We start from the raw sequence: 20,789 nt of genomic DNA, 5'->3' as shown, positions 1-20,789 counted from the left end.
CACCGCCGTATACTTTTGCAAGTACGTTAGTGATTGCTGCAGTTAGTGTAGTTTTACCGTGGTCAACGTGGCCGATTGTACCAACGTTTACGTGCGGTTTTACGCGTTCAAACTTTTCTTTTGCCATCTTAAAAAATTCCTAATTAAGAAATTAAAGCCTGACTCACTATTGAGCCAGACAAGCTAAAATCATATAACAGCGCGAGCTGAAATTATTGTATCTGCAACATTTTTAGAGGCTTCAGCGTACTTCAAAAACTCCATAGAGTAAGAAGCACGGCCCTGTGTTGCAGATCGTAAAGCAGTTGCATAACCAAACATTTCAGAAAGAGGAACCTGAGCATTAACTTGCTTAAGTCCACCTATTGCATCTTCCATGCCTTCGATTATGCCGCGACGACGGTTTAAGTCGCCAACTACATCACCCATGTTTGAGTCAGGAGTGATTACTTCAACCTTCATCATTGGCTCTAAAAGTACAGGGTCAGCTTTAAGCGCCCCAGCTTTCATTGCCATTGAACCTGCAATTTTAAATGCCATTTCATTCGAGTCTACATCATGGAATGAACCATCATATAAAGTCGCTTTAACGCCAAGTAATGGGTAGCCTGCCAGTACACCTTGAGACATTTGCTCTTGGATACCTTTGTCTACCGCAGGGATAAATTCTTTTGGAACCGAACCACCTACAGTTTCGTTAACGAACTCATAAATTGGTGCTTCATCATCCGAAATATCCATCGGTTCAAGTTTAACCCAGACGTGACCATATTGACCACGACCACCTGATTGACGTACAAACTTCCCTTCAACTTCAACAGTTGAACGAATAGCTTCTCGGTATGCAACCTGCGGCTTACCAACGTTACATTCAACACTGAATTCACGTTTCATACGGTCGACAATGATATCAAGGTGAAGTTCACCCATACCAGAGATTATAGTCTGGCCTGATTCTTCGTCAGTTTGTACACGAAAAGACGGATCTTCTGCGGCTAGTTTACCTAGTGCAATACCCATCTTATCTTGGTCAGCGATTGTGCGAGGCTCAACCGCAACAGAGATAACTGGCTCTGGGAACTCCATACGCTCTAGCGTAATGATAGAGTTCGGATCACACAGTGTCTCACCTGTTGTTACGTCTTTAAGACCAATAGCTGCCGCAATATCGCCTGCGTGAACTTCTTTGATCTCTTCACGTGAGTTTGAATGCATCTGTACGATACGACCAAATCGCTCACGCTTACTTTTAACTGGGTTATAAACCGCGTCACCCTGTTTAACAGTACCAGAGTAAACACGGAAAAAGGTTAAAGTGCCAACAAACGGGTCTGTTGCAATTTTAAATGCAAGTGCAGCAAACGGCGCTTTATCATCAGCTGGACGTTCTTCCTCAGTTCCATTTTCTAGGATACCTTGGATTTGTTTCACTTGTGTTGGTGCAGGCATGTATTCAACAACGCCATCAAGCACAGCTTGAACGCCTTTGTTTTTAAATGCACTACCACACGTAATGGGAACAATTTCGTTCGCTAATGTGCGTTGACGTAAGGCAGATTTAATCTCTGCTTCACTTAACTCTTCACCTTCTAAGTACTTATCCATTAGTTCTTCAGAGGCTTCAGCTGCACTTTCAACTAAATGAGAGTGCCATTCTTGAGCGAGCTCTTGAAGTTCTGCCGGTATTGCCTCATAAGAGAAAGTCATACCCTGGTCCGCTTCGTTCCAGTTAATGGCTTTCATTTTTATCAGGTCAATAACACCTTTAAAGTCGTCTTCAGCGCCAATTGGCAACTGGATTGGAACAGGCGTTGCTCCAAGACGAGATTTCACCTGGTCAACAACCGTTAAGAAGTCAGCGCCGGTGCGATCCATTTTATTTACAAAGATCATTCTTGGAACTTCGTATTTGTTCGCTTGGCGCCAAACTGTCTCAGTTTGCGGCTGTACACCTGATGAAGCACAAAGAACAACTACCGCACCATCAAGTACGCGTAAAGAACGCTCTACTTCGATAGTGAAATCTACGTGTCCTGGAGTATCAATGATATTGATACGATGGTCGTCAAATTGAGCGTCCATCCCTTTCCAGAAACACGTTGTTGCAGCAGAAGTGATTGTGATACCACGCTCTTGTTCCTGCTCCATCCAATCCATAGTTGCGGCGCCATCATGTACTTCACCGATCTTATGAGAAAGACCTGTGTAGAACAGAACACGTTCTGTTGTGGTGGTTTTGCCTGCATCTACGTGAGCTACTATGCCGATATTACGGTAGCGCTCAAGTGGAGTTGTACGTGCCATATGATCCTCTTAAAGGTTAAGGACAGATTACCAACGGTAATGTGCGAATGCTTTATTCGCTTCAGCCATACGGTGAACGTCTTCACGTTTCTTAACCGCAGTGCCTTTGTTGTCAGCAGCGTCAACGATTTCTTGAGCTAAACGTAAGCCCATAGATTTTTCGCCACGCTTACGTGCAGCGTCTACTAACCAACGCATACCTAATGCGTTGCGACGTACTGGACGTACTTCAACTGGAACTTGATAAGTTGAACCACCAACACGGCGAGATTTAACCTCTACCTGTGGACGGATGTTATCAAGTGCAGATTCAAAGATTTCTAGGTGCGACTTGCCTGATTTCTCAGCAGCCACGTCTAGCGCACCATAAACAATTTTTTCAGCAGTAGATTTCTTGCCGTCTAACATTACGATGTTAACGAATTTAGCAAGAAGTTCCGATCCGAACTTAGGATCTGGAAGAATTTTACGTTGACCTATTACGCGTCTTCTAGGCATTTTGTATCTCCGGTTTATTCAGGTTTGTCCTTTTGGAACAATCACCCAAAACAATAATTAATAATATTTAGTGCTTGGCCTTACTAACGGAAAACAATTAGCCTTTAGGGCGTTTTGCACCGTATTTAGAACGAGCTTGACGACGGTCGCTAACGCCTGCACAGTCAAGTGCACCACGTACAGTGTGAAAACGCACACCTGGTAAATCTTTAACACGACCACCACGGATTAGGATTACACTGTGCTCTTGAAGGTTATGACCTTCACCACCGATGTATGATGTTACTTCGAAACCGTTAGTTAAACGTACACGAGCTACTTTACGTAACGCTGAGTTTGGTTTCTTAGGTGTAGTTGTATATACGCGAGTACATACACCACGCTTTTGCGGACACGCTTTAAGCGCAGCTGAGTTACTTTTAGTAACCTTGCTACGACGTGGCTTACGCACTAGCTGGTTAATAGTTGCCATTTAAATAGCTCCTGAAATTAAAATTACTACTGAAAAAAATAAAAAAATCCGCCCTTTTTACAAGCTTGTAACATACATGCAAGTAAATGGGTGGCGGAATTTTAATGAGCAAAGTTTAACCTGTCAACCTAAACTCATCGTAAGACAGTAGATAACTGTCTTACGATTTATTAATCTGTTGATTAATAAGAGTTTATTGATTTCCAGATAAATCTGCGTTTAAAGCATCTGTTAGTGCTTGAGTTGCCTCTTCTGCACTTACTGTTTGCTCTTCAACAACTTCACCCTGCTTGCGGCGAGCCATACGGTCTTGGTGATACGCAAAGCCAGTACCGGCTGGGATCAGACGACCCACAATTACGTTTTCTTTCAGACCACGAAGCTCATCGCTCTTACCATTCACTGCGGCATCTGTAAGAACACGTGTTGTTTCTTGGAAAGACGCTGCCGAGATGAAAGATTCGGTTGCTAGTGATGCTTTCGTGATACCCATAAGTTGTATTTCAAACTTCGCTGGGATTTTACCTTGTTTTTCAAGGTCACGATTAGCGATATTAACGCGAGCTACTTCAATTTGCTCACCCGCTAAGAACTCAGTATCACCGCCGTCAAGGATGGTACATTTACGTAGCATCTGACGAATAATTGTTTCAATGTGCTTATCATTGATCTTAACGCCCTGCAAACGGTAAACCTCTTGCACTTCGTTAACAATGTAGTTAGCAACATGAGTCACACCACGTAGGCGTAAGATGTCATGTGGTGATTCAGGACCATCGGCGATAACTTCACCTTTAGACACTTGCTCACCTTCAAACACGTTAAGTTGACGCCACTTAGGAATCATCTCTTCGTAATGATCGCCTTCAGCTGGTGTAATAACTAAACGCTTCTTACCTTTAGTTTCTTTACCGAAGCTAATAGTACCTGTGATTTCAGCTAAGATAGCTGGATCTTTTGGCTTACGTGCTTCAAATAAGTCGGCTACGCGTGGTAGACCACCCGTGATATCACGAGTTTTCGAACCTTCTTGCGGAATACGTGCAAGTACGTCACCTGGGTTTGCTGTAACGCCATCTGTCACTTCAATCGTAGTGAATGAAGGTAGACGTGTTTCTTGCAAGCCGCGCTCTTCACTTTCGATGATAAGCTTAGGCTCTTTCGCATTTACTTTAGCAAGGTCTTTAACAACTACACGGGTTAAGCCGGTTAGTTCATCAGTTTGTGCTTCAGTATTTGAGTCATCAATATCGCTGAACGAGATTTTTGACTTATGCTCAAGAACGATTGGGTGACTATGCGGGTCCCAAGTAGCAACGATGTCGTTACCTTGAACTTCTGCATTGTCTTGTACTGTTAGTACCGCACCGTAAGGTACTTTATAACGCTCTTTTTCACGACCGAAGCTATCAATGATAGTGATTTCAGTTGAACGTGAAGTAATTACAATCTTACCGTCGGTATTAAGTACATACTTAGCGTTATGTAGTTTTAACGTACCGTCAGTTTTAACTTGTACATTGTTTTCAGCTGATGCTCTTGATGCCGCACCACCGATGTGGAATGTACGCATCGTAAGCTGTGTACCCGGCTCACCGATTGATTGTGCCGCGATAACACCTACTGATTCACCCGCGTTGATGATATGACCACGTGCAAGGTCACGACCATAACACTTAGCACATACACCAAAGTCGTTATCACACGTGATAACAGAACGTACGCGAACTTCATCTACTGAGTGCTCTTCTAAAAGGTCACACAGTTTTTCATCAAGCATGATATTACGTTCTACTAATACAGTATCTGTATTAGGGATAACCACAGGCTCAGCTACAACACGACCTAGTACACGTTCGCGAAGTGCTTCTACAACGTCACCACCTTCAATAAGCGGTTTCATTGTTAAGCCATCTTCTGTGCCACAGTCGTCTTCATTGATTACCAAATCTTGTGCAACGTCTACTAGACGACGCGTTAGGTAACCTGAGTTAGCTGTTTTAAGTGCTGTATCGGCAAGACCTTTACGCGCACCGTGCGTTGAGATGAAGTACTGTAGTACGTTTAGACCTTCACGGAAGTTAGCCGTGATTGGCGTCTCGATGATTGAACCATCTGGACGTGCCATTAGACCACGCATACCTGCTAGCTGACGGATCTGAGCGGCACTACCACGAGCACCTGAGTCGGCCATCATAAACACTGAGTTAAATGACGGTTGCTCTTCTTCTTCACCTTTGGCATTGATAACCGTGTCTTTAGACAAGTTGGCCATCATTTCACGTGATAAGTTTTCATTTACACGTGACCAGATATCGATAACTTTATTGTACTTTTCACCAGCCGTTACAAGACCTGATTGGAATTGTTGGTTGATTTCAGTTACTTCAGCTTCAGCTGATTCAATGATTGATGCTTTAACTGGTGGGATAACTAAGTCATCGATACCAATTGAAACACCTGACTTCATTGCGTAGTGGAAACCGGTGTACATAACTTGGTCAGCAAACACAACAGTGTCTTTAAGACCTAGACGACGGTAACACTCGTTTAATAAGCCAGAAATCTGCTTTTTACCTAATGCTTGGTTGATTGACTCAAACGGCATACCTTTAGGTAAAATTAGAGACAGAATTGCACGACCAACAGTAGTGTCGATAAGCGTCACAGTGTCTTCAACAACACCTGCTTCGTTAGTGATTGACTGACTAATACGCACTTTAACGCGCGCGTGAAGTTCTGCGTTACCACTACGGTATGCTTTTTCTGCTTCTTTAGGATCTTTAAATACAATGCCTTCGCCTTTCGCATTAATGCGATCGCGCGTCATGTAGTAAAGACCTAATACAACATCCTGTGAAGGAACGATGATTGGCTCACCATTCGCTGGAGATAGAATGTTGTTAGTAGACATCATTAGTGCACGAGCTTCTAACTGAGCTTCAAGCGTTAACGGTACGTGTACCGCCATTTGGTCACCATCGAAGTCGGCGTTGTAAGCCGCACATACTAATGGGTGTAAATGGATTGCTTTACCTTCAATTAGTACAGGTTCGAACGCTTGGATACCTAAACGGTGAAGTGTAGGTGCACGGTTAAGTAATACTGGATGTTCACGAATTACTTCGTCTAATACATCCCATACTTCCGCTACTTCGCGCTCTACCATTTTCTTAGCAGCCTTGATTGTCGTGGCCATGCCGCGACGCTCTAATTTGCCATAGATGAATGGTTTGAATAGCTCAAGTGCCATCTTCTTAGGAAGACCACATTGGTGAAGCTTAAGTGTAGGACCAACCGTGATTACAGAACGGCCAGAGTAATCTACACGCTTACCAAGTAAGTTCTGACGGAAACGACCTTGCTTACCCTTGATCATATCAGCAAGAGATTTAAGCGGACGCTTGTTAGAACCTGTAATTGCACGACCACGACGACCGTTATCAAGTAGCGCATCTACCGCTTCTTGTAACATACGTTTTTCGTTGCGTACGATAATATCTGGTGCAGCTAAATCTAATAGACGCTTAAGACGGTTATTACGGTTAATAACACGACGGTAAAGGTCGTTTAGATCAGATGTCGCAAAACGACCACCGTCTAGTGGTACTAATGGACGTAAGTCAGGTGGCAATACTGGAAGTACTGTCATGATCATCCACTCAGGGTTATTACCTGATTGGTGGAACGATTCCATTAACTTAAGACGCTTAGTGATCTTTTTACGCTTCGTTTCAGAGTTAATTGTTGGTAACTCTTCACGCATTTCAGCAATTAATTGGCCAAGATCAAGTTCACGAAGCAAGTCTAATACTGCTTCTGCACCCATCTTAGCTTCAAACTCATCACCGTGCTCTTCAAGTGCATCTAGGTATTCTTCTTCACCTAATAGTTGACCACGCTCAAGCGTTGTCATACCAGGCTCAGTTACTACGAATGATTCGAAGTAAAGAACACGTTCAATATCACGAAGTGTCATATCAAGCATTAAGCCAATACGAGACGGTAATGATTTTAAAAACCATATATGTGCTACTGGGCTCGCAAGGTCGATATGACCCATACGATCACGACGCACTTTTGTAAGTGTAACTTCAACGCCACACTTCTCACAGATCACACCACGGTGTTTAAGGCGTTTATATTTACCACATAAACACTCATAATCTTTCACTGGGCCGAAAATACGGGCACAGAATAAGCCATCGCGCTCAGGCTTGAAAGTACGGTAGTTAATAGTCTCAGGTTTCTTTACTTCACCGTATGACCATGAACGAACCATGTCTGGTGAAGCAAGACCAATGCGAATTGCATCGAATTCTTCGGTCTTATTTTGTTGCTTCAGAAACTTAAGTAAGTCTTTCACCTTAGCTCTCCTGTCGGAGTTAATCTTGAGGGCGGATAATCTCGCCCCTACATTCTATTCAGCCGTAACAGATGCTGCAGGGTTAACTGCAGCATCTAATTGGCTTAATTTTCTTCCAACTCGATGTTGATACCCAGTGAGCGGATTTCTTTCAACAATACGTTGAACGATTCTGGCATACCTGGTTCCATTTTATGGTTACCATCAACGATGTTTTTATACATCTTAGTACGACCGTTCACGTCATCCGATTTCACTGTTAGCATTTCTTGTAGAGTGTAAGCAGCACCGTAAGCTTCAAGTGCCCATACTTCCATCTCACCAAAACGCTGGCCACCGAACTGTGCTTTACCACCCAGCGGCTGCTGAGTAACAAGGCTGTAAGAACCAGTAGAACGTGCGTGCATCTTATCGTCAACCAAGTGGTTAAGTTTAAGCATGTACATGTAACCAACAGTTACTTGACGTTCAAACTGATCGCCAGTACGGCCATCATAGAGTGTAACCTGACCACTTCTTGGGTATCCACCAAGCTCTAGCATGTCTTTGATTTCGTCTTCTTTAGCGCCATCAAATGCAGGAGTAGCGATTGGTAAACCACCTTTTAAGTTATCAGCTAAACGACGAATTTCATCATCAGAGAAGCTAGCAATATCTACTTCTTGACGAGATTCACCGATTTCGTAAGCTTGCTTGATGAATTCACGTAGCTCATGTAGCTCACGTTGTTCCTTCATCATTTCCTCTAAGCGCTCACCAATACCACGTGCAGCTAGACCCATATGTGTTTCAAGGATCTGACCGATGTTCATTCGTGATGGTACACCTAGTGGATTTAGTACGATATCTACCGTACGACCTTTATCATCGTATGGCATATCTTCTACTGGTACGATAGTCGAGATAACACCTTTGTTACCGTGACGACCCGCCATTTTATCACCCGGTTGGATACGACGTTTAACAGCTAGGTATACTTTAACAATCTTAAGTACGCCTGGTGCTAAGTCATCACCTTGAGTAATTTTACGACGTTTGTTTTCAAACTTCTTATCGTATTCAGCTTTAAGCTCATCGTACTGTGCAGCTAGTTGCTCAAGTTCAGCTTGCTTGTCTTCTTGTGCAAGGCTTTGAGTAAGTAGCTTTTCAGCATTTAGTGACGCTAAGTTGTCTTCATCGAAGCCTGCTGCAGCAAGTAGCTTGCGAGCACGGTCTAATACACCAGCTTCTAGAATACGGAACTCTTCGTTGAAGTCTTTCTTCGCTTCGCGAAGCTGCATGTCTTCAACTTCTAACGCACGCTTATCTTTTTCAACACCATCACGGGTGAAAACTTGTACGTCAATTACAGTACCAGTTACAGAGTTTGGTACACGTAAAGAGCTGTCTTTAACGTCAGACGCTTTTTCGCCGAAGATAGCACGCAGTAGCTTCTCTTCAGGTGTTAATTGCGTCTCGCCTTTCGGAGTCACTTTACCTACTAGGATATCGCCGCCTTTAACTTCAGCACCAATATAAACAACGCCTGATTCATCAAGCTTGCCTAGCGCAGACTCACCCACATTCGGGATATCTGCAGTGATCTCTTCAGGACCTAATTTAGTATCACGGGCAACACACTGTAGTTCTTGAATGTGGATAGTCGTTAGACGATCTTCTTCAACTACGCGCTCTGATAGTAAGATTGAATCCTCGAAGTTATAACCGTTCCATGGCATGAAAGCCACGCGAAGGTTTTGACCAAGGGCTAAGTCACCTAAGTCAGTCGAAGGACCATCTGCTAACACGTCACCACGAGTAACCGGTTCACCAACCATGCACGTTGGTTTTTGGTTAATACATGTATTTTGGTTAGAACGTGTGTATTTAGTAAGGTTGTAAATATCGATGCCCGCTTCACCAGGAATACGCTCATCGTCATGTACGTTTACAACGATGCGGCTAGCATCGGCGTACATTACTTCACCACCACGTTTAGCAACAATCGTTACACCAGAATCTTTCGCTAGTGTTAACTCAATACCTGTACCTACTAACGGCTTATCCGCTTTCAATGTTGGTACTGCTTGACGTTGCATGTTTGAACCCATCAATGCACGGTTAGCATCATCGTGTTCTAGGAACGGGATAAGTGCTGCCGCTACAGAGATCACCTGTTGTGGTGATACATCCATATATTGCTGATCCATGCGACCCATAAAGGTAGATTCACCTTTGTGACGACACGGAATAAGTTCATCAACAAACTCATTGGTTTCGGTTAAGTTTGAGTTCGCCTGTGCGATAACAAACTGACCTTCTTCAATGGCTGATAAATAATCAACTTCATCAGTTACTACACCATCTACCACTTTACGGTAAGGTGTTTCTAAGAAACCGTAATCATTTGTACGTGCGTACGTAGATAACGAGTTAATTAGACCGATGTTTGGACCCTCAGGAGTCTCGATTGGACATACGCGACCATAGTGAGTTACGTGAACGTCACGTACTTCAAAGCCAGCGCGCTCACGCGTTAGACCGCCCGGACCTAATGCAGAAATACGACGCTTATGCGTTACTTCTGATAGCGGGTTATTTTGGTCCATAAACTGTGATAACTGAGACGAGCCGAAGAACTCTTTAACTGCTGCCGAAATAGGCTTAGCGTTAATAAGATCTTGTGGCATTATCGCGTCAAGGTCACCTAAGCTTAAACGCTCACGTACAGCACGTTCTACACGTACTAGACCAACACGGAATTGGTTCTCAGCCATTTCGCCAACACTACGTATACGACGGTTGCCTAAGTGGTCAATATCATCAACATCGCCTTGACCGTTACGAATAGCAATTAATACTTTCATAACAGACACGATGTCTTCTTTGCTTAATGTGCCAGGGCCTGTGTCTGTATCGTAACCAACACGGCTATTGAACTTCATACGACCTACAGTAGATAAGTCATAACGTTCTTCAGAGAAGAATAAGTTCTCGAATAAGGCTTCAGCCGCGTCTTTCGTCGGTGGCTCGCCTGGGCGCATCATGCGGTAAATTTCTACTAATGCTTCTAAACGGTTGCTAGACGAGTCAATATTTAATGTATTTGACATGTAAGCGCCGCTGTCCACTTCATTGATGTATAACGTCTCAATTTTAGTGTGACCTGCTTTAACCAATTCAGCCATCAACTCTAGTGATAGCTCGTCATTAGCGTTTGCAATAACTTCACCTGTTGACTCATCAACATAGTTTTTAGCTACAATACGGCCAATGATGTACTCATGTGGTACTTCTAATTGATTAATGCCTTTTTTCTCGATGCTCTTGATGTGGCGAGCCGTAATACGACGACCGCTTTCAACAAGTACTTCACCGTCTTCGCCTTTGATATCAAAAGCGGCAGTTTCACCACGTAAACGTGAAGGCACAAGTTCCATAAGAACTTTACCGTCAGTTACTTCAAACGCGGTAGTATCGAAGAACATATCTAAGATTTCTTCGCTAGAGTACTCAAGTGCACGTAAAATAATAGACGCCGGTAATTTACGACGACGGTCTATACGTACATATAAGTTATCTTTTGCATCAAATTCGAAGTCTAACCATGAACCACGGTAAGGTATAACGCGTGCGTTATATAATACTTTACCCGATGAATGGGTTTTACCGCGGTCGTTATCAAAGAATACACCAGGGCTACGGTGTAGCTGAGAAACGATAACACGCTCTGTACCATTGATTACAAAAGTACCGGTATCAGTCATGAGCGGAATTTCGCCCATGTAAACTTCTTGCTCTTTAATGTCTTTAACTGTGCCTGGAGCTTCTTTGTCCATAACTACAAGACGCAGTTTCACGCGAAGTGGAGCAGAATAAGTCACACCGCGAATTTGACATTCTTTTACATCGAATACTGGCTCACCAATACGATAACTTACGTATTGAAGCTCAGAATTTCCCGAGTAGCTTTTAATAGGGAACACAGAACGGAAGGCTGCTTCCAAACCATGATCGCCATCAGCGTCTGGGACTAAGAATTTTTTAAACGATTCTAACTGTGTCGACAGTAAGAAAGGTATATCCAAAACTTGTGGACGTTTACCAAAATCCTTACGGATACGTTTCTTTTCAGAATAAGAGTAAGCCATGGGGTTCCTCAGCTTGCTGATCTTTGACCCGACCTGTTCTTGTAAGAACAGACTTAACTGGCATCTATGCCAAGATTTACAACATTTAATTGTTGTTCTAATTAACTCCGCCTTAGCAACACTAGCAAACTATAAAGCGTTGAAAGTAAAGAGAAAATCAGATTTTATTTGAGCTATAGGAATACATAACTCTATAGCGCAAAAAGGCCGGTGATTAAATAATCACCAGCCCTTGCCTGATTACTCAGGCAGCGAACCTAGCGTGAGCTAGATTACTTAACCTCAACTTCAGCACCAGCTTCAGTAAGGTCTTTTTGAAGTGCTTCAGCTTCTTCTTTAGATACACCTTCTTTGATAGGTGCAGGAGCAGCTTCAACAAGAGCTTTCGCTTCTTTAAGGCCTAGGCCTGTTGCGCTACGTACAGCTTTGATTGCCGCAACCTTGTTAGCGCCAGCGCCAGTAAGGATTACGTCAAATTCAGTTTTCTCTTCAGCAGCTTCAGCAGCAGGACCTGCTACCATAGCAGCTGCAGCAGTTACGCCGAATTTTTCTTCCATTGCTTCAACAAGAGCAACAACGTCCATTACTGACATTTCAGCAATTGCGTCAAGGATTTGGTCTTTAGTTACAGACATTACAAATTTCCTAATAATTAACGGACTCTAGGTCCAAATAAATTTACACCGAAAGAGAGGTTAAACAGCTTAAAATTAAGCAGCTTGCTCTTCTTTCTGTACACGTACTGCTTCAATTGTTTTACACAATTTGCCAGCAGACGCTTCTTTCATAGCGCTCATTAAGCGTGCAACAGCTTCATCGTATGTAGGTAATGTAGCAAGCATTGCTGCATCTACAACATTTCCTTCAAAAGCGGCCGTTTTAACTTCGAATTTCTCATTCTTTTTCGCGAAATCTGCGAAGATACGCGCAGCAGCACCAGGGTGCTCTGATGAGAAAGCGATTAAGCTTGGACCAACTAACGAATCAGATAGACATTCAAATTCAGTACCTTCAACAGCACGTTTTGCTAGAGTGTTACGAACAACTTTCATCCATACACCAGCTTCACGAGCTTCTTTACGAAGGGCTGTAATTGCGCCTACTGCTACACCACGAGAATCTGCAACAACTGCAGAAAGAGCACCATTGGCTGCTTCGTTGACTTCAGCAACAATTGCTTTTTTGCCTTGAAGATTTAAAGCCATGGGTGTTACTCCTGGTTTAATGGGTCACCGACACTCGGCTTCCCTGTTTTACTCTTCCCTATCAACAAACTTGATAGAGATGCTTTTTACGGCGAGAGCCAGAAGAGATTAGGAAAAATCTATCTGGGGATTCACACCGTCTACGTAGGTAATATTAAGGCCGAAGCCGCCTACGGTCTTGGACGGAAGCCCAATTTATCGCATCACTCAAGAGCTTAGCGAAATTATGGACTTCAACCCGAATTCTTTACTTGTTAAATAATAAATTATTCAACAAAATGGCGCAAAATTATAGTACAAATTTCACGCCATGTAAACACCTATTAAGCTACAGAAGTGCTTAAAGTGTTTTGGTCAACAGCAACACCTGCGCCCATTGTTGTAGAGATGGTTACTTTCTTAACGTAAACACCTTTAGCTTGAGAAGGTTTAGCCTTCTTAAGCGCAACGATTAGAGCTTCAAGGTTTTGTTGAAGTTGCTCAGCAGTGAAATCAACCTTACCGATAGTAGTATGGATGATACCATTTTTGTCATTACGGTAACGTACTTGACCTGCTTTCGCATTTTTAACTGCTTCTGCAACGTTAGGCGTTACAGTACCAGTTTTAGGGTTAGGCATAAGACCACGTGGACCTAAGATTTGACCTAGTTGACCAACAACACGCATAGCGTCTGGTGATGCAACAACAACGTCAAAATCCATCTCGCCTTTCTTAACTAGTTCAGCAAGATCTTCCATGCCTACTAATTCAGCACCGGCTTCTTTTGCAGCTTCTGCATTAGCGCCTTGAGTGAATACAGCAACACGAACATCACGGCCAGTACCGTTAGGTAGTACAGTTGCACCACGAACGTTCTGGTCAGATTTACGAGCGTCAATACCAAGGTTAACAGCAACGTCAACACTTTCTACGAATTTAGCTGTCGCTAACTCTTTTAAAAGAGCAACTGCTTCATTGATTTCGTAATCTTTAGTTACTTCCACTTTTTCGCGGATAGTACGCATACGTTTAGTTAATTTAGCCATTTCTTAGTCCTCTACGTTCAAGCCCATCGCACGCGCAGAACCTGCGATAGTGCGAACCGCAGCGTCCATATCAGCCGCTGTAAGGTCAGCTCGTTTTGTCTCAACGATCTCTTCAAGTTGAGCACGAGTTACTGTGCCTACTTTTTCAGTGTTAGGACGGCCTGAGCCTGATTTGATACCAGCAGCTTTCTTAAGTAAGTAAGCAGCAGGTGGCGTTTTCATATCGAACGTAAATGAACGGTCACCGTAAACAGAGATCACTACAGGAACTGGAGCGCCTTTTTCGATAGACTCTGTACGCGCGTTAAACGCTTTACAGAATTCCATGATGTTTACACCGTGTTGACCTAGTGCAGGACCTACTGGAGGACTAGGATTAGCCATACCAGCGGCAACTTGTAGCTTGATTAAAGCTTCAACTTTTTTAGCCATTATAAATACCTCATTTGGTGGGTCTTAGCCTTGTGCGCGCGAGGACGCGTACTCTAACGGCTTCCCAGTTTAAAAATTGGTTTCGTACTTTTTGCGAGCAAAAATAAATTTTTGCCTTAATACAAAAAGGCCGCTGATTATAAGTTAATCAGCGGCCTTTTTCAAGCTTCGTGCCAAAATTTAAGTAAATAATGACGAAGCTTTTTTAATCAATTACTTATCTTGTTCAACTTGACCAAATTCAAGTTCAACCGGTGTAGAACGACCAAAAATAAGTACCGACACTTTCACGCGGCTCTTTTCGTAGTCAACTTCTTCAACAACACCGCTAAAGTCAGCAAATGGACCATCAGTAACACGCACAACTTCACCTGGCTCAAATAATGTAGCTGGTTTAGGTGCTTCAGCGTTTTCTTGCAGACGGTTAAGAATGCGTTCTGCTTCTTTAGAACTAATAGGCGCTGGGCGGTCAGAAGTACCACCAATAAAGCCCATTACACGTTCAGTGCTGTTCACTAAGTGCCAGCTTGCATCGTTCATGTCCATTTGTACTAGTACGTAACCTGGGAAGAATTTACGCTCAGATTTACGCTTTTGACCGGCGCGCATCTCAACAACTTCTTCTGTTGGTACTAATATTTCACCAAAGCTCTCTTCAAGACCTTCAATTTTGATGTGCTCTGATAACGTTTGCGCTACACGCTTTTCGTAACCAGAGAATGCTTGTACAACGTACCAGCGTAATTTAATTTCTTTGTTCTCATCCGACATGGGATCAGATCTCCAATCCAGTTAAAAAGCCTACAGCGCGGAATAAAATGCCATCTAATCCCCAAAGGATAAGCGCCATAATCACTGTTGCAACCATTACGATTAATGTCGTGTGGGTAGTTTCTTGACGCGTTGGCCAAACAACTTTACGTACTTCGATGCGTGCTTCTTTAGCAAATGCTAAAAAGTCACGGCCTTTAGCGGTTTGCGAGGCAATACCTAAACCTGCTGCTATAGCAACCACAACGCCAATTGCACGTAGTAATACAGACTGATCTGCAAACATGTGATTACCAACAACTGCGCCTGCAAGTAGCGCGATTGCTACTAACCACTTTACCGACTCCATCGCACTTGATGGTGTTTCTACATTCGTGCTCATAATATTATTACCTTAACTACAGACACAACAACCCTACACAACGGCAGGGTTAATCCATTAAAATCTAAACTTAAAAACAGACTTATTTAAACCGATTTTTAACCCCAGACTTACTCAACTTATGAGTAAAAATGGCAGGGGCGGAGAGATTCGAACTCCCAACCGTCGGTTTTGGAGACCGCTGTTCTACCAATTGGAACTACGCCCCTGCAAAGTGGATGCCTATTATACTTACGCAAATCATTAACACAAGCCTAAAAGATACCCACATAGGAAAATCTAATTAATTAATTCCATTATTGTTTCGCCTGCCAATCATTTACTCTCTTATATAAAGGCGCAGTACTTAATTTAATGGTTATTTTTCTAATACTTTATATACATCACTTAGTAAGCTTGATGCGCCAAACCTAAATGTAGCGGCTTGTAAGTAGTCATCGCCCATAATTGAGCGTGTCAGTGCTAAATACTCCTTTGCATCAATAACGGTTTTAACTCCGCCTGCGGCTTTAAAACCAACAACCTTACCCGATTGTTTAATAGCGCTGAGCATCACGTTTGTTGCGTCAAGCGTTGCATTTATTGCCACTTTACCTGTGCTGGTTTTTACAAAATCAGCCCCGCCTTGAATAGCTAAGTTTGTAGCTTTAGTGATTAGCTCTGCAGTTTTAAGTTCGCCACTTTCTATAATTACTTTTAATTGCGCTTTTGTACCACAGGCTTTTTTACTTTGAGTTACATACTCCAGCACTTTGCTGTGCTCGCCAGCAATAAGTGCTTTATACGGGATCACTAAATCTATTTCATCCGCGCCGCGCTCAATTGCTATCAGTGTTTCGTTTATCACATCGCTCAGTGGCGCATCACCACTAGGAAAATTTGTAACCGTTGCTACTTTTACATGGTTAAGCTCACGCGCAGCCAATGCTATTTTTGCATCATCTACAAAATCACTGTAAACGCATACTGCAGCAGGTGTGCCCAATTTAGGGTTAATACTATTTACAAGCTGCTGAATATCACTGGCCGTGTCTGAGGTGTTTAGGCTTGTTAAATCCATAAGCGACACAGCTAAGTGTGCATCGTTGTGTTGTTCAGTCATACGTGATCCCTTTAAGTAGGCGATAAATTAGGTTTAGCGCCATAGTAACAAATTAACGTAATCTCGCTATAGCTCATAACCAAACACTATAAGCACATTATTTTGCGTGTAATGCGCGTTAATCCCCTATAGATTAAGGCTTAAACCTAAAACAACCACCCATTATAACTTTTGGTTATATAAACTTGGTTTTAATTATTTTTTACTTACTAGTGCGCGCTATATTCTGCCCCCTGCTCAATAGCGTTTTATTTTAGATTTTACTTAGAGGTGTTAACCACGTGCAGTATTTACCTATCTTTACCAAACTCGACAACAAACCCGTGCTGGTTGTTGGCGGTGGAGAGGTCGCATTACGCAAATGTCGCGCGTTTTTAAAAGCCCGCGCAAACGTAACCTTAGTGGCACCTTGGTTTTGTGATGAACTAAAAGAACATGCACAAAACAATGAAGTAACGCTTATTGATGCCTATTTTGATGAGTCGCACCTTGATGGCAAAATGCTGGTTATAGCAGCCACAGACTTAGACGAAGTAAACAACAATGTATTTGAGCTAGCTAACGCACGCAATGTATTTGTAAATGTGGTCGATGACCAACCTAAATGTACGTTTATATTCCCATCAATTGTAGACCGTGATCCAATAACCATTGCTATTTCAAGTGCAGGCACCGCGCCAGTACTTGCTCGGCGACTACGTGAAAAGCTCGAAACGTTAATCCCACAACACATTGGCCCACTGGCTACTTTAGTTGGCAGTTTTAGAGACAAAGTAAAACACCGCTTTAAGCACTTTGCTGATCGCCGCCAGTTTTGGGAAGGCGTGTTTGATTCATCAGTCGTAAGCAAAGTGCAAACAGGTAATACCGATGCAGCACAAGCACAACTAGAGCAAATGCTTGATGCTAAAGCCGAGCCAGAAGGCGAAGTATATGTAGTGGGTGCAGGCCCAGGCGACCCTGAGCTTTTAACACTTAAAGCATTGCAGTTAATGCAGCAAGCCGATGTCGTTGTATACGACTATTTAGTGTCTGATGAAATTATGGAATTAGTACGCCGTGATGCCGATTTAGTTTGCGTAGGCAAGCGTATGGGCGATCACAGTGTAGCGCAAGAAGATACCAACCAAATGCTGGTTGATTTTGCCAAGCAAGGCAAAAAAGTATGCCGCATTAAAGGTGGTGACCCCTTTATTTACGGCCGTGGCGGCGAAGAAGTACAAGTACTGGCTGCCAATAACGTTAATTATCAAATAGTACCGGGTATAACTGCCGCCGCTGGTTGTAGCGCGTATGCGGGTATTCCGCTTACTCACCGCGACCACGCACAAGCCATCCAGTTTGTAACAGGGCATTGTAAAAAAGATGGCCAAGAGCTCGATTGGCAATCGCTTGCTAAAGCGCATCAAACTTTAGCTATTTATATGGGCGTTATTAAATCGCCACATATACAGGCTCAGCTTTTAAAACATGGGCGTAGCGCTAATACGCCAGTTGCCATAATCGAAAACGGCACGCGTAAAAACCAGCGTGTTGTTACGGGGCAATTAGGTGAGCTTGCAGATTTAATAGAGCGCAACAGTGTGGTATCGCCAGCATTACTTATTATTGGCGAAGTAGCCGCCCTGCACTCGCAGCTTGCATGGTTTGGCCAAAACGAGCAAACCAGTAGCTTTGCTCAGCCGCTAACCGGCGTATCAAATACATAATTATATTTTACTTAATCACTTTTAATCATTTTAGTAGGACGACTAACAATGGCTTTAACTCACCTTCAGCAACTTGAAGCTGAAAGTATCAAAATCATGCGCGAAGTCGCCGCTGAGTTTGAGAACCCAGTAATGCTTTACTCTATTGGTAAAGATTCGTCGGTACTTTTGCACTTAGCGCGTAAAGCATTTTACCCTGCAAAAATTCCGTTTCCGTTATTACACGTAGACACCAACTGGAAGTTTCGTGAAATGATTGAGTTTCGCGATCGCCTTGCAAAAGAATACGGTTTTGACCTGCTGGTACACAAAAACCCAGAAGGCATGGCAATGGGTATTAGCCCGTTTGAGCATGGCTCGGGTAAACATACCGACATAATGAAAACCCAAGGCTTAAAGCAAGCGCTAGATAAATACGGCTTTGATGCTGCATTTGGTGGCGCACGCCGCGATGAAGAAAAGTCTCGCGCTAAAGAGCGTGTTTACTCGTTCCGCGATAAACACCACCGCTGGGACCCTAAAAACCAACGTCCAGAGCTTTGGAATACGTACAACAGCCAAGTTAACCCAGGTGAGAGCATTCGTGTATTCCCACTGTCTAACTGGACTGAGCTTGATATTTGGCAATACATTTACCAAGAAAACATTGAAATGGTTCCGCTTTATTTAGCGAAAGAGCGCCCAGTAGTAGAGCGCGACGGCACCTTAATTATGGTTGACGATGAGCGCATGCCACTTGCTGAGGGTGAAGTACCACAAATGAAGTCGGTACGTTTTCGTACTTTAGGCTGTTACCCACTTACCGGTGCAGTTGAATCTACAGCCAGTAACCTAACAGAAATTATTGAAGAAATGCTGCTATCTACGTCATCTGAACGTGAAGGCCGTGTAATAGATCACGACTCAGCAGGCTCAATGGAGAAGAAAAAACGTGAGGGGTATTTCTAATGTCTACCAATACTAACGACACCATTAACGAAGTAAAAGAGATTGGCATAGACGCCTACCTAGCACGCCAACAAGATAAAAGCTTATTACGTATGCTTACCTGTGGCAGCGTAGATGACGGTAAATCAACACTGATTGGCCGCCTACTGCACGACAGCCACCAAATTTATGAAGATCAGCTAGCAGCTCTTCATAAAGATAACGAAAAAGTAGGTAACGCAGGCGAAGAGCTAGACTTAGCGCTACTAGTAGATGGCCTACAAGCTGAGCGCGAGCAAGGCATTACTATTGATGTAGCGTACCGTTATTTTTCAACGGCTAAGCGTAAATTTATTATCGCCGACACCCCAGGGCACGAGCAATACACACGCAACATGGTAACAGGCGCATCAACAAGCGATGTAGCCATTATTTTGGTTGATGCCCGCTACGGTGTGCAAGTACAAACTAAGCGACATAGCTTTATTTGTGACTCGCTAGGTATTAAACAGTTTGTGGTAGCGATTAATAAAATGGATATCGTTGATTTTGACGAAACCGTTTACGAAAAAATCAAAGCCGATTACCTTAAATTTGCTGAGCAACTTAACGTATCAAACATTAAGTTTGTGCCTATGTCGGCGCTTAAAGGCGACAACGTAGTAACACGCTCTGCTCATACGCCTTATTACACCGACAAGCCATTGCTTGAGCTTTTAGAAGACTCACCAGCGGCCGAAACCGATACCGGCTTTGAAGCACGCTTGCCAGTGCAATATGTAGTGCGCCCTAACTTAAACTTCCGTGGTTTTCAGGGCACATTGGCATCAGGTAAATTACAAGTTGGCGATGCAATAAAAGTATTACCGTCGGGTAAAACATCAAGCATTAAAGAAATTGTGACCTTTAATGGCAACCTAGATCACGCAGAGGCCGGCCAAGCAATTACCGTTACCCTAAATAGCGAAATTGATATTAGCCGCGGCGATGTCATTGTGCCGCAAAGCTCAAGTGCAACGGTTACTAACCTTATAAAAGCTAAACTTGTGTGGATGCACGAAGAACCGCTGGTACTAGGTAAAAGCTACAACATTAAACTAGGTAGCAAAAATACATCAGCGGTGGTTAAAAAGATTGACCACACTATTGATGTAAATACCTTAGAGCACGGCACAGCCGATTCACTTCAGCTAAACGAAATTGCCATTGTCACGCTTGAACTAAGCGAAACAATATTAGCTGACGAGTATCACAACAACCACGAAACTGGCTCATTTATCCTTATCGACCGTTTATCTAACTTAACGGTTGCCGCAGGTATGATTGAGCAAGTACTAAAAAGCGAAAAACAAAACAGCGATTTCAGCGACTTTGAAATTGAGTTTAATAGCTTAGTACGCAAGCACTTCCCACATTGGCAAGCGCTTGATATTTCAAAACTGTAAGTATATAAATGTCTGTTA

General features: G+C 43.2%; 16 protein-coding genes and 1 tRNA gene. 3 read left to right on the top strand and 14 right to left on the bottom strand.

What is annotated here, in order from left to right; genetic code table 11:
* The 14 genes from PSH54_RS12950 to deoC form a co-directional block, all read right to left on the bottom strand.
* A partial coding sequence (locus tag PSH54_RS12950; protein ID WP_033023824.1) for a GTP-binding protein occupies positions 1-127 on the bottom strand: 127 nt, incomplete at its 3' end.
* Positions 128-189: 62 nt separating this feature from the next.
* Positions 190-2,304, bottom strand: a complete 2,115-nt coding sequence (fusA, locus tag PSH54_RS12945; protein WP_054983403.1) for an elongation factor G — start codon at positions 2,302-2,304, stop codon at positions 190-192.
* 27 nt (positions 2,305-2,331) lie between these two features.
* Complete coding sequence (rpsG, locus tag PSH54_RS12940; RefSeq protein WP_004588211.1) at positions 2,332-2,802, bottom strand: 30S ribosomal protein S7; 471 nt, start codon at positions 2,800-2,802, stop codon at positions 2,332-2,334.
* 97 nt (positions 2,803-2,899) lie between these two features.
* The gene (gene rpsL, locus PSH54_RS12935) at positions 2,900-3,274 is read right to left on the bottom strand and encodes a 30S ribosomal protein S12 (RefSeq protein WP_002958885.1); all 375 of its coding nucleotides are present in this window, start codon (positions 3,272-3,274) and stop codon (positions 2,900-2,902) included.
* A gap of 193 nt (positions 3,275-3,467) precedes the next feature.
* Positions 3,468-7,640: a DNA-directed RNA polymerase subunit beta' gene (gene rpoC / locus PSH54_RS12930; RefSeq protein WP_004588210.1), complete on the bottom strand. Its 4,173-nt coding sequence runs from the start codon at positions 7,638-7,640 to the stop codon at positions 3,468-3,470.
* A gap of 104 nt (positions 7,641-7,744) precedes the next feature.
* The gene (rpoB, locus tag PSH54_RS12925; protein WP_004588209.1) at positions 7,745-11,770 is read right to left on the bottom strand and encodes a DNA-directed RNA polymerase subunit beta; all 4,026 of its coding nucleotides are present in this window, start codon (positions 11,768-11,770) and stop codon (positions 7,745-7,747) included.
* A 272-nt stretch (positions 11,771-12,042) separates the two neighbouring features.
* The gene (gene rplL / locus PSH54_RS12920; RefSeq protein WP_004588208.1) at positions 12,043-12,405 is read right to left on the bottom strand and encodes a 50S ribosomal protein L7/L12; all 363 of its coding nucleotides are present in this window, start codon (positions 12,403-12,405) and stop codon (positions 12,043-12,045) included.
* A gap of 75 nt (positions 12,406-12,480) precedes the next feature.
* Positions 12,481-12,975 (bottom strand): 50S ribosomal protein L10, encoded by a 495-nt coding sequence (rplJ, locus tag PSH54_RS12915; protein WP_024032046.1) that lies wholly within the window; start codon positions 12,973-12,975, stop codon positions 12,481-12,483.
* Positions 12,976-13,298: 323 nt separating this feature from the next.
* Complete coding sequence (gene rplA, locus PSH54_RS12910; protein ID WP_004588206.1) at positions 13,299-14,003, bottom strand: 50S ribosomal protein L1; 705 nt, start codon at positions 14,001-14,003, stop codon at positions 13,299-13,301.
* A gap of 3 nt (positions 14,004-14,006) precedes the next feature.
* Complete coding sequence (gene rplK / locus PSH54_RS12905) at positions 14,007-14,435, bottom strand: 50S ribosomal protein L11 (protein ID WP_004588205.1); 429 nt, start codon at positions 14,433-14,435, stop codon at positions 14,007-14,009.
* A 213-nt stretch (positions 14,436-14,648) separates the two neighbouring features.
* The gene (nusG, locus tag PSH54_RS12900) at positions 14,649-15,206 is read right to left on the bottom strand and encodes a transcription termination/antitermination protein NusG (protein ID WP_024032045.1); all 558 of its coding nucleotides are present in this window, start codon (positions 15,204-15,206) and stop codon (positions 14,649-14,651) included.
* Positions 15,207-15,210: 4 nt separating this feature from the next.
* Complete coding sequence (gene secE, locus PSH54_RS12895) at positions 15,211-15,588, bottom strand: preprotein translocase subunit SecE (RefSeq protein ID WP_004588203.1); 378 nt, start codon at positions 15,586-15,588, stop codon at positions 15,211-15,213.
* A 132-nt stretch (positions 15,589-15,720) separates the two neighbouring features.
* A tRNA-Trp gene (locus tag PSH54_RS12890) sits at positions 15,721-15,797 on the bottom strand.
* Positions 15,798-15,946: 149 nt separating this feature from the next.
* A complete protein-coding gene (gene deoC, locus PSH54_RS12885; protein ID WP_273606284.1) occupies positions 15,947-16,690 on the bottom strand; it encodes a deoxyribose-phosphate aldolase in 744 nt (247 codons plus the stop codon).
* 281 nt (positions 16,691-16,971) lie between these two features.
* Between deoC and cysG the strand changes: the two genes are divergently transcribed.
* From cysG to cysN, 3 genes are read left to right on the top strand one after another with little or no spacing between them, the layout of a single operon-like run.
* Complete coding sequence (gene cysG, locus PSH54_RS12880; RefSeq protein WP_273606283.1) at positions 16,972-18,399, top strand: siroheme synthase CysG; 1,428 nt, start codon at positions 16,972-16,974, stop codon at positions 18,397-18,399.
* 48 nt (positions 18,400-18,447) lie between these two features.
* Positions 18,448-19,347, top strand: a complete 900-nt coding sequence (gene cysD / locus PSH54_RS12875) for a sulfate adenylyltransferase subunit CysD (protein ID WP_004588199.1) — start codon at positions 18,448-18,450, stop codon at positions 19,345-19,347.
* Entirely contained in the window at positions 19,347-20,771 is a 1,425-nt protein-coding gene (cysN, locus tag PSH54_RS12870; protein ID WP_138578021.1) for a sulfate adenylyltransferase subunit CysN, read from the top strand. Before cysD ends, cysN begins: the two co-directional genes overlap by 1 nt.
* The last annotated feature ends 18 nt before the right edge of the window (positions 20,772-20,789 follow it).

Source organism: Pseudoalteromonas sp. Angola-30, from assembly GCF_028599215.1.
GTDB classification, from domain to species: domain Bacteria; phylum Pseudomonadota; class Gammaproteobacteria; order Enterobacterales; family Alteromonadaceae; genus Pseudoalteromonas; species Pseudoalteromonas atlantica.
This window is presented reverse-complemented; position numbering and strand designations above follow the sequence as displayed.

Coding starts and splice junctions, on each gene's coding strand:
- nusG (WP_024032045.1), bottom strand. CDS start 15,206: ATGTCGGATGAGAACAAAGAAATTAAATTACGCTGGTACGTTGTACAA.
- rpsL (WP_002958885.1), bottom strand. CDS start 3,274: ATGGCAACTATTAACCAGCTAGTGCGTAAGCCACGTCGTAGCAAGGTT.
- secE (WP_004588203.1), bottom strand. CDS start 15,588: ATGAGCACGAATGTAGAAACACCATCAAGTGCGATGGAGTCGGTAAAG.
- deoC (WP_273606284.1), bottom strand. CDS start 16,690: ATGACTGAACAACACAACGATGCACACTTAGCTGTGTCGCTTATGGAT.
- rplL (WP_004588208.1), bottom strand. CDS start 12,405: ATGTCTGTAACTAAAGACCAAATCCTTGACGCAATTGCTGAAATGTCA.
- cysD (WP_004588199.1), top strand. CDS start 18,448: ATGGCTTTAACTCACCTTCAGCAACTTGAAGCTGAAAGTATCAAAATC.
- cysN (WP_138578021.1), top strand. CDS start 19,347: ATGTCTACCAATACTAACGACACCATTAACGAAGTAAAAGAGATTGGC.
- rplK (WP_004588205.1), bottom strand. CDS start 14,435: ATGGCTAAAAAAGTTGAAGCTTTAATCAAGCTACAAGTTGCCGCTGGT.
- rpoB (WP_004588209.1), bottom strand. CDS start 11,770: ATGGCTTACTCTTATTCTGAAAAGAAACGTATCCGTAAGGATTTTGGT.
- fusA (WP_054983403.1), bottom strand. CDS start 2,304: ATGGCACGTACAACTCCACTTGAGCGCTACCGTAATATCGGCATAGTA.
- rpsG (WP_004588211.1), bottom strand. CDS start 2,802: ATGCCTAGAAGACGCGTAATAGGTCAACGTAAAATTCTTCCAGATCCT.
- rplA (WP_004588206.1), bottom strand. CDS start 14,003: ATGGCTAAATTAACTAAACGTATGCGTACTATCCGCGAAAAAGTGGAA.
- rplJ (WP_024032046.1), bottom strand. CDS start 12,975: ATGGCTTTAAATCTTCAAGGCAAAAAAGCAATTGTTGCTGAAGTCAAC.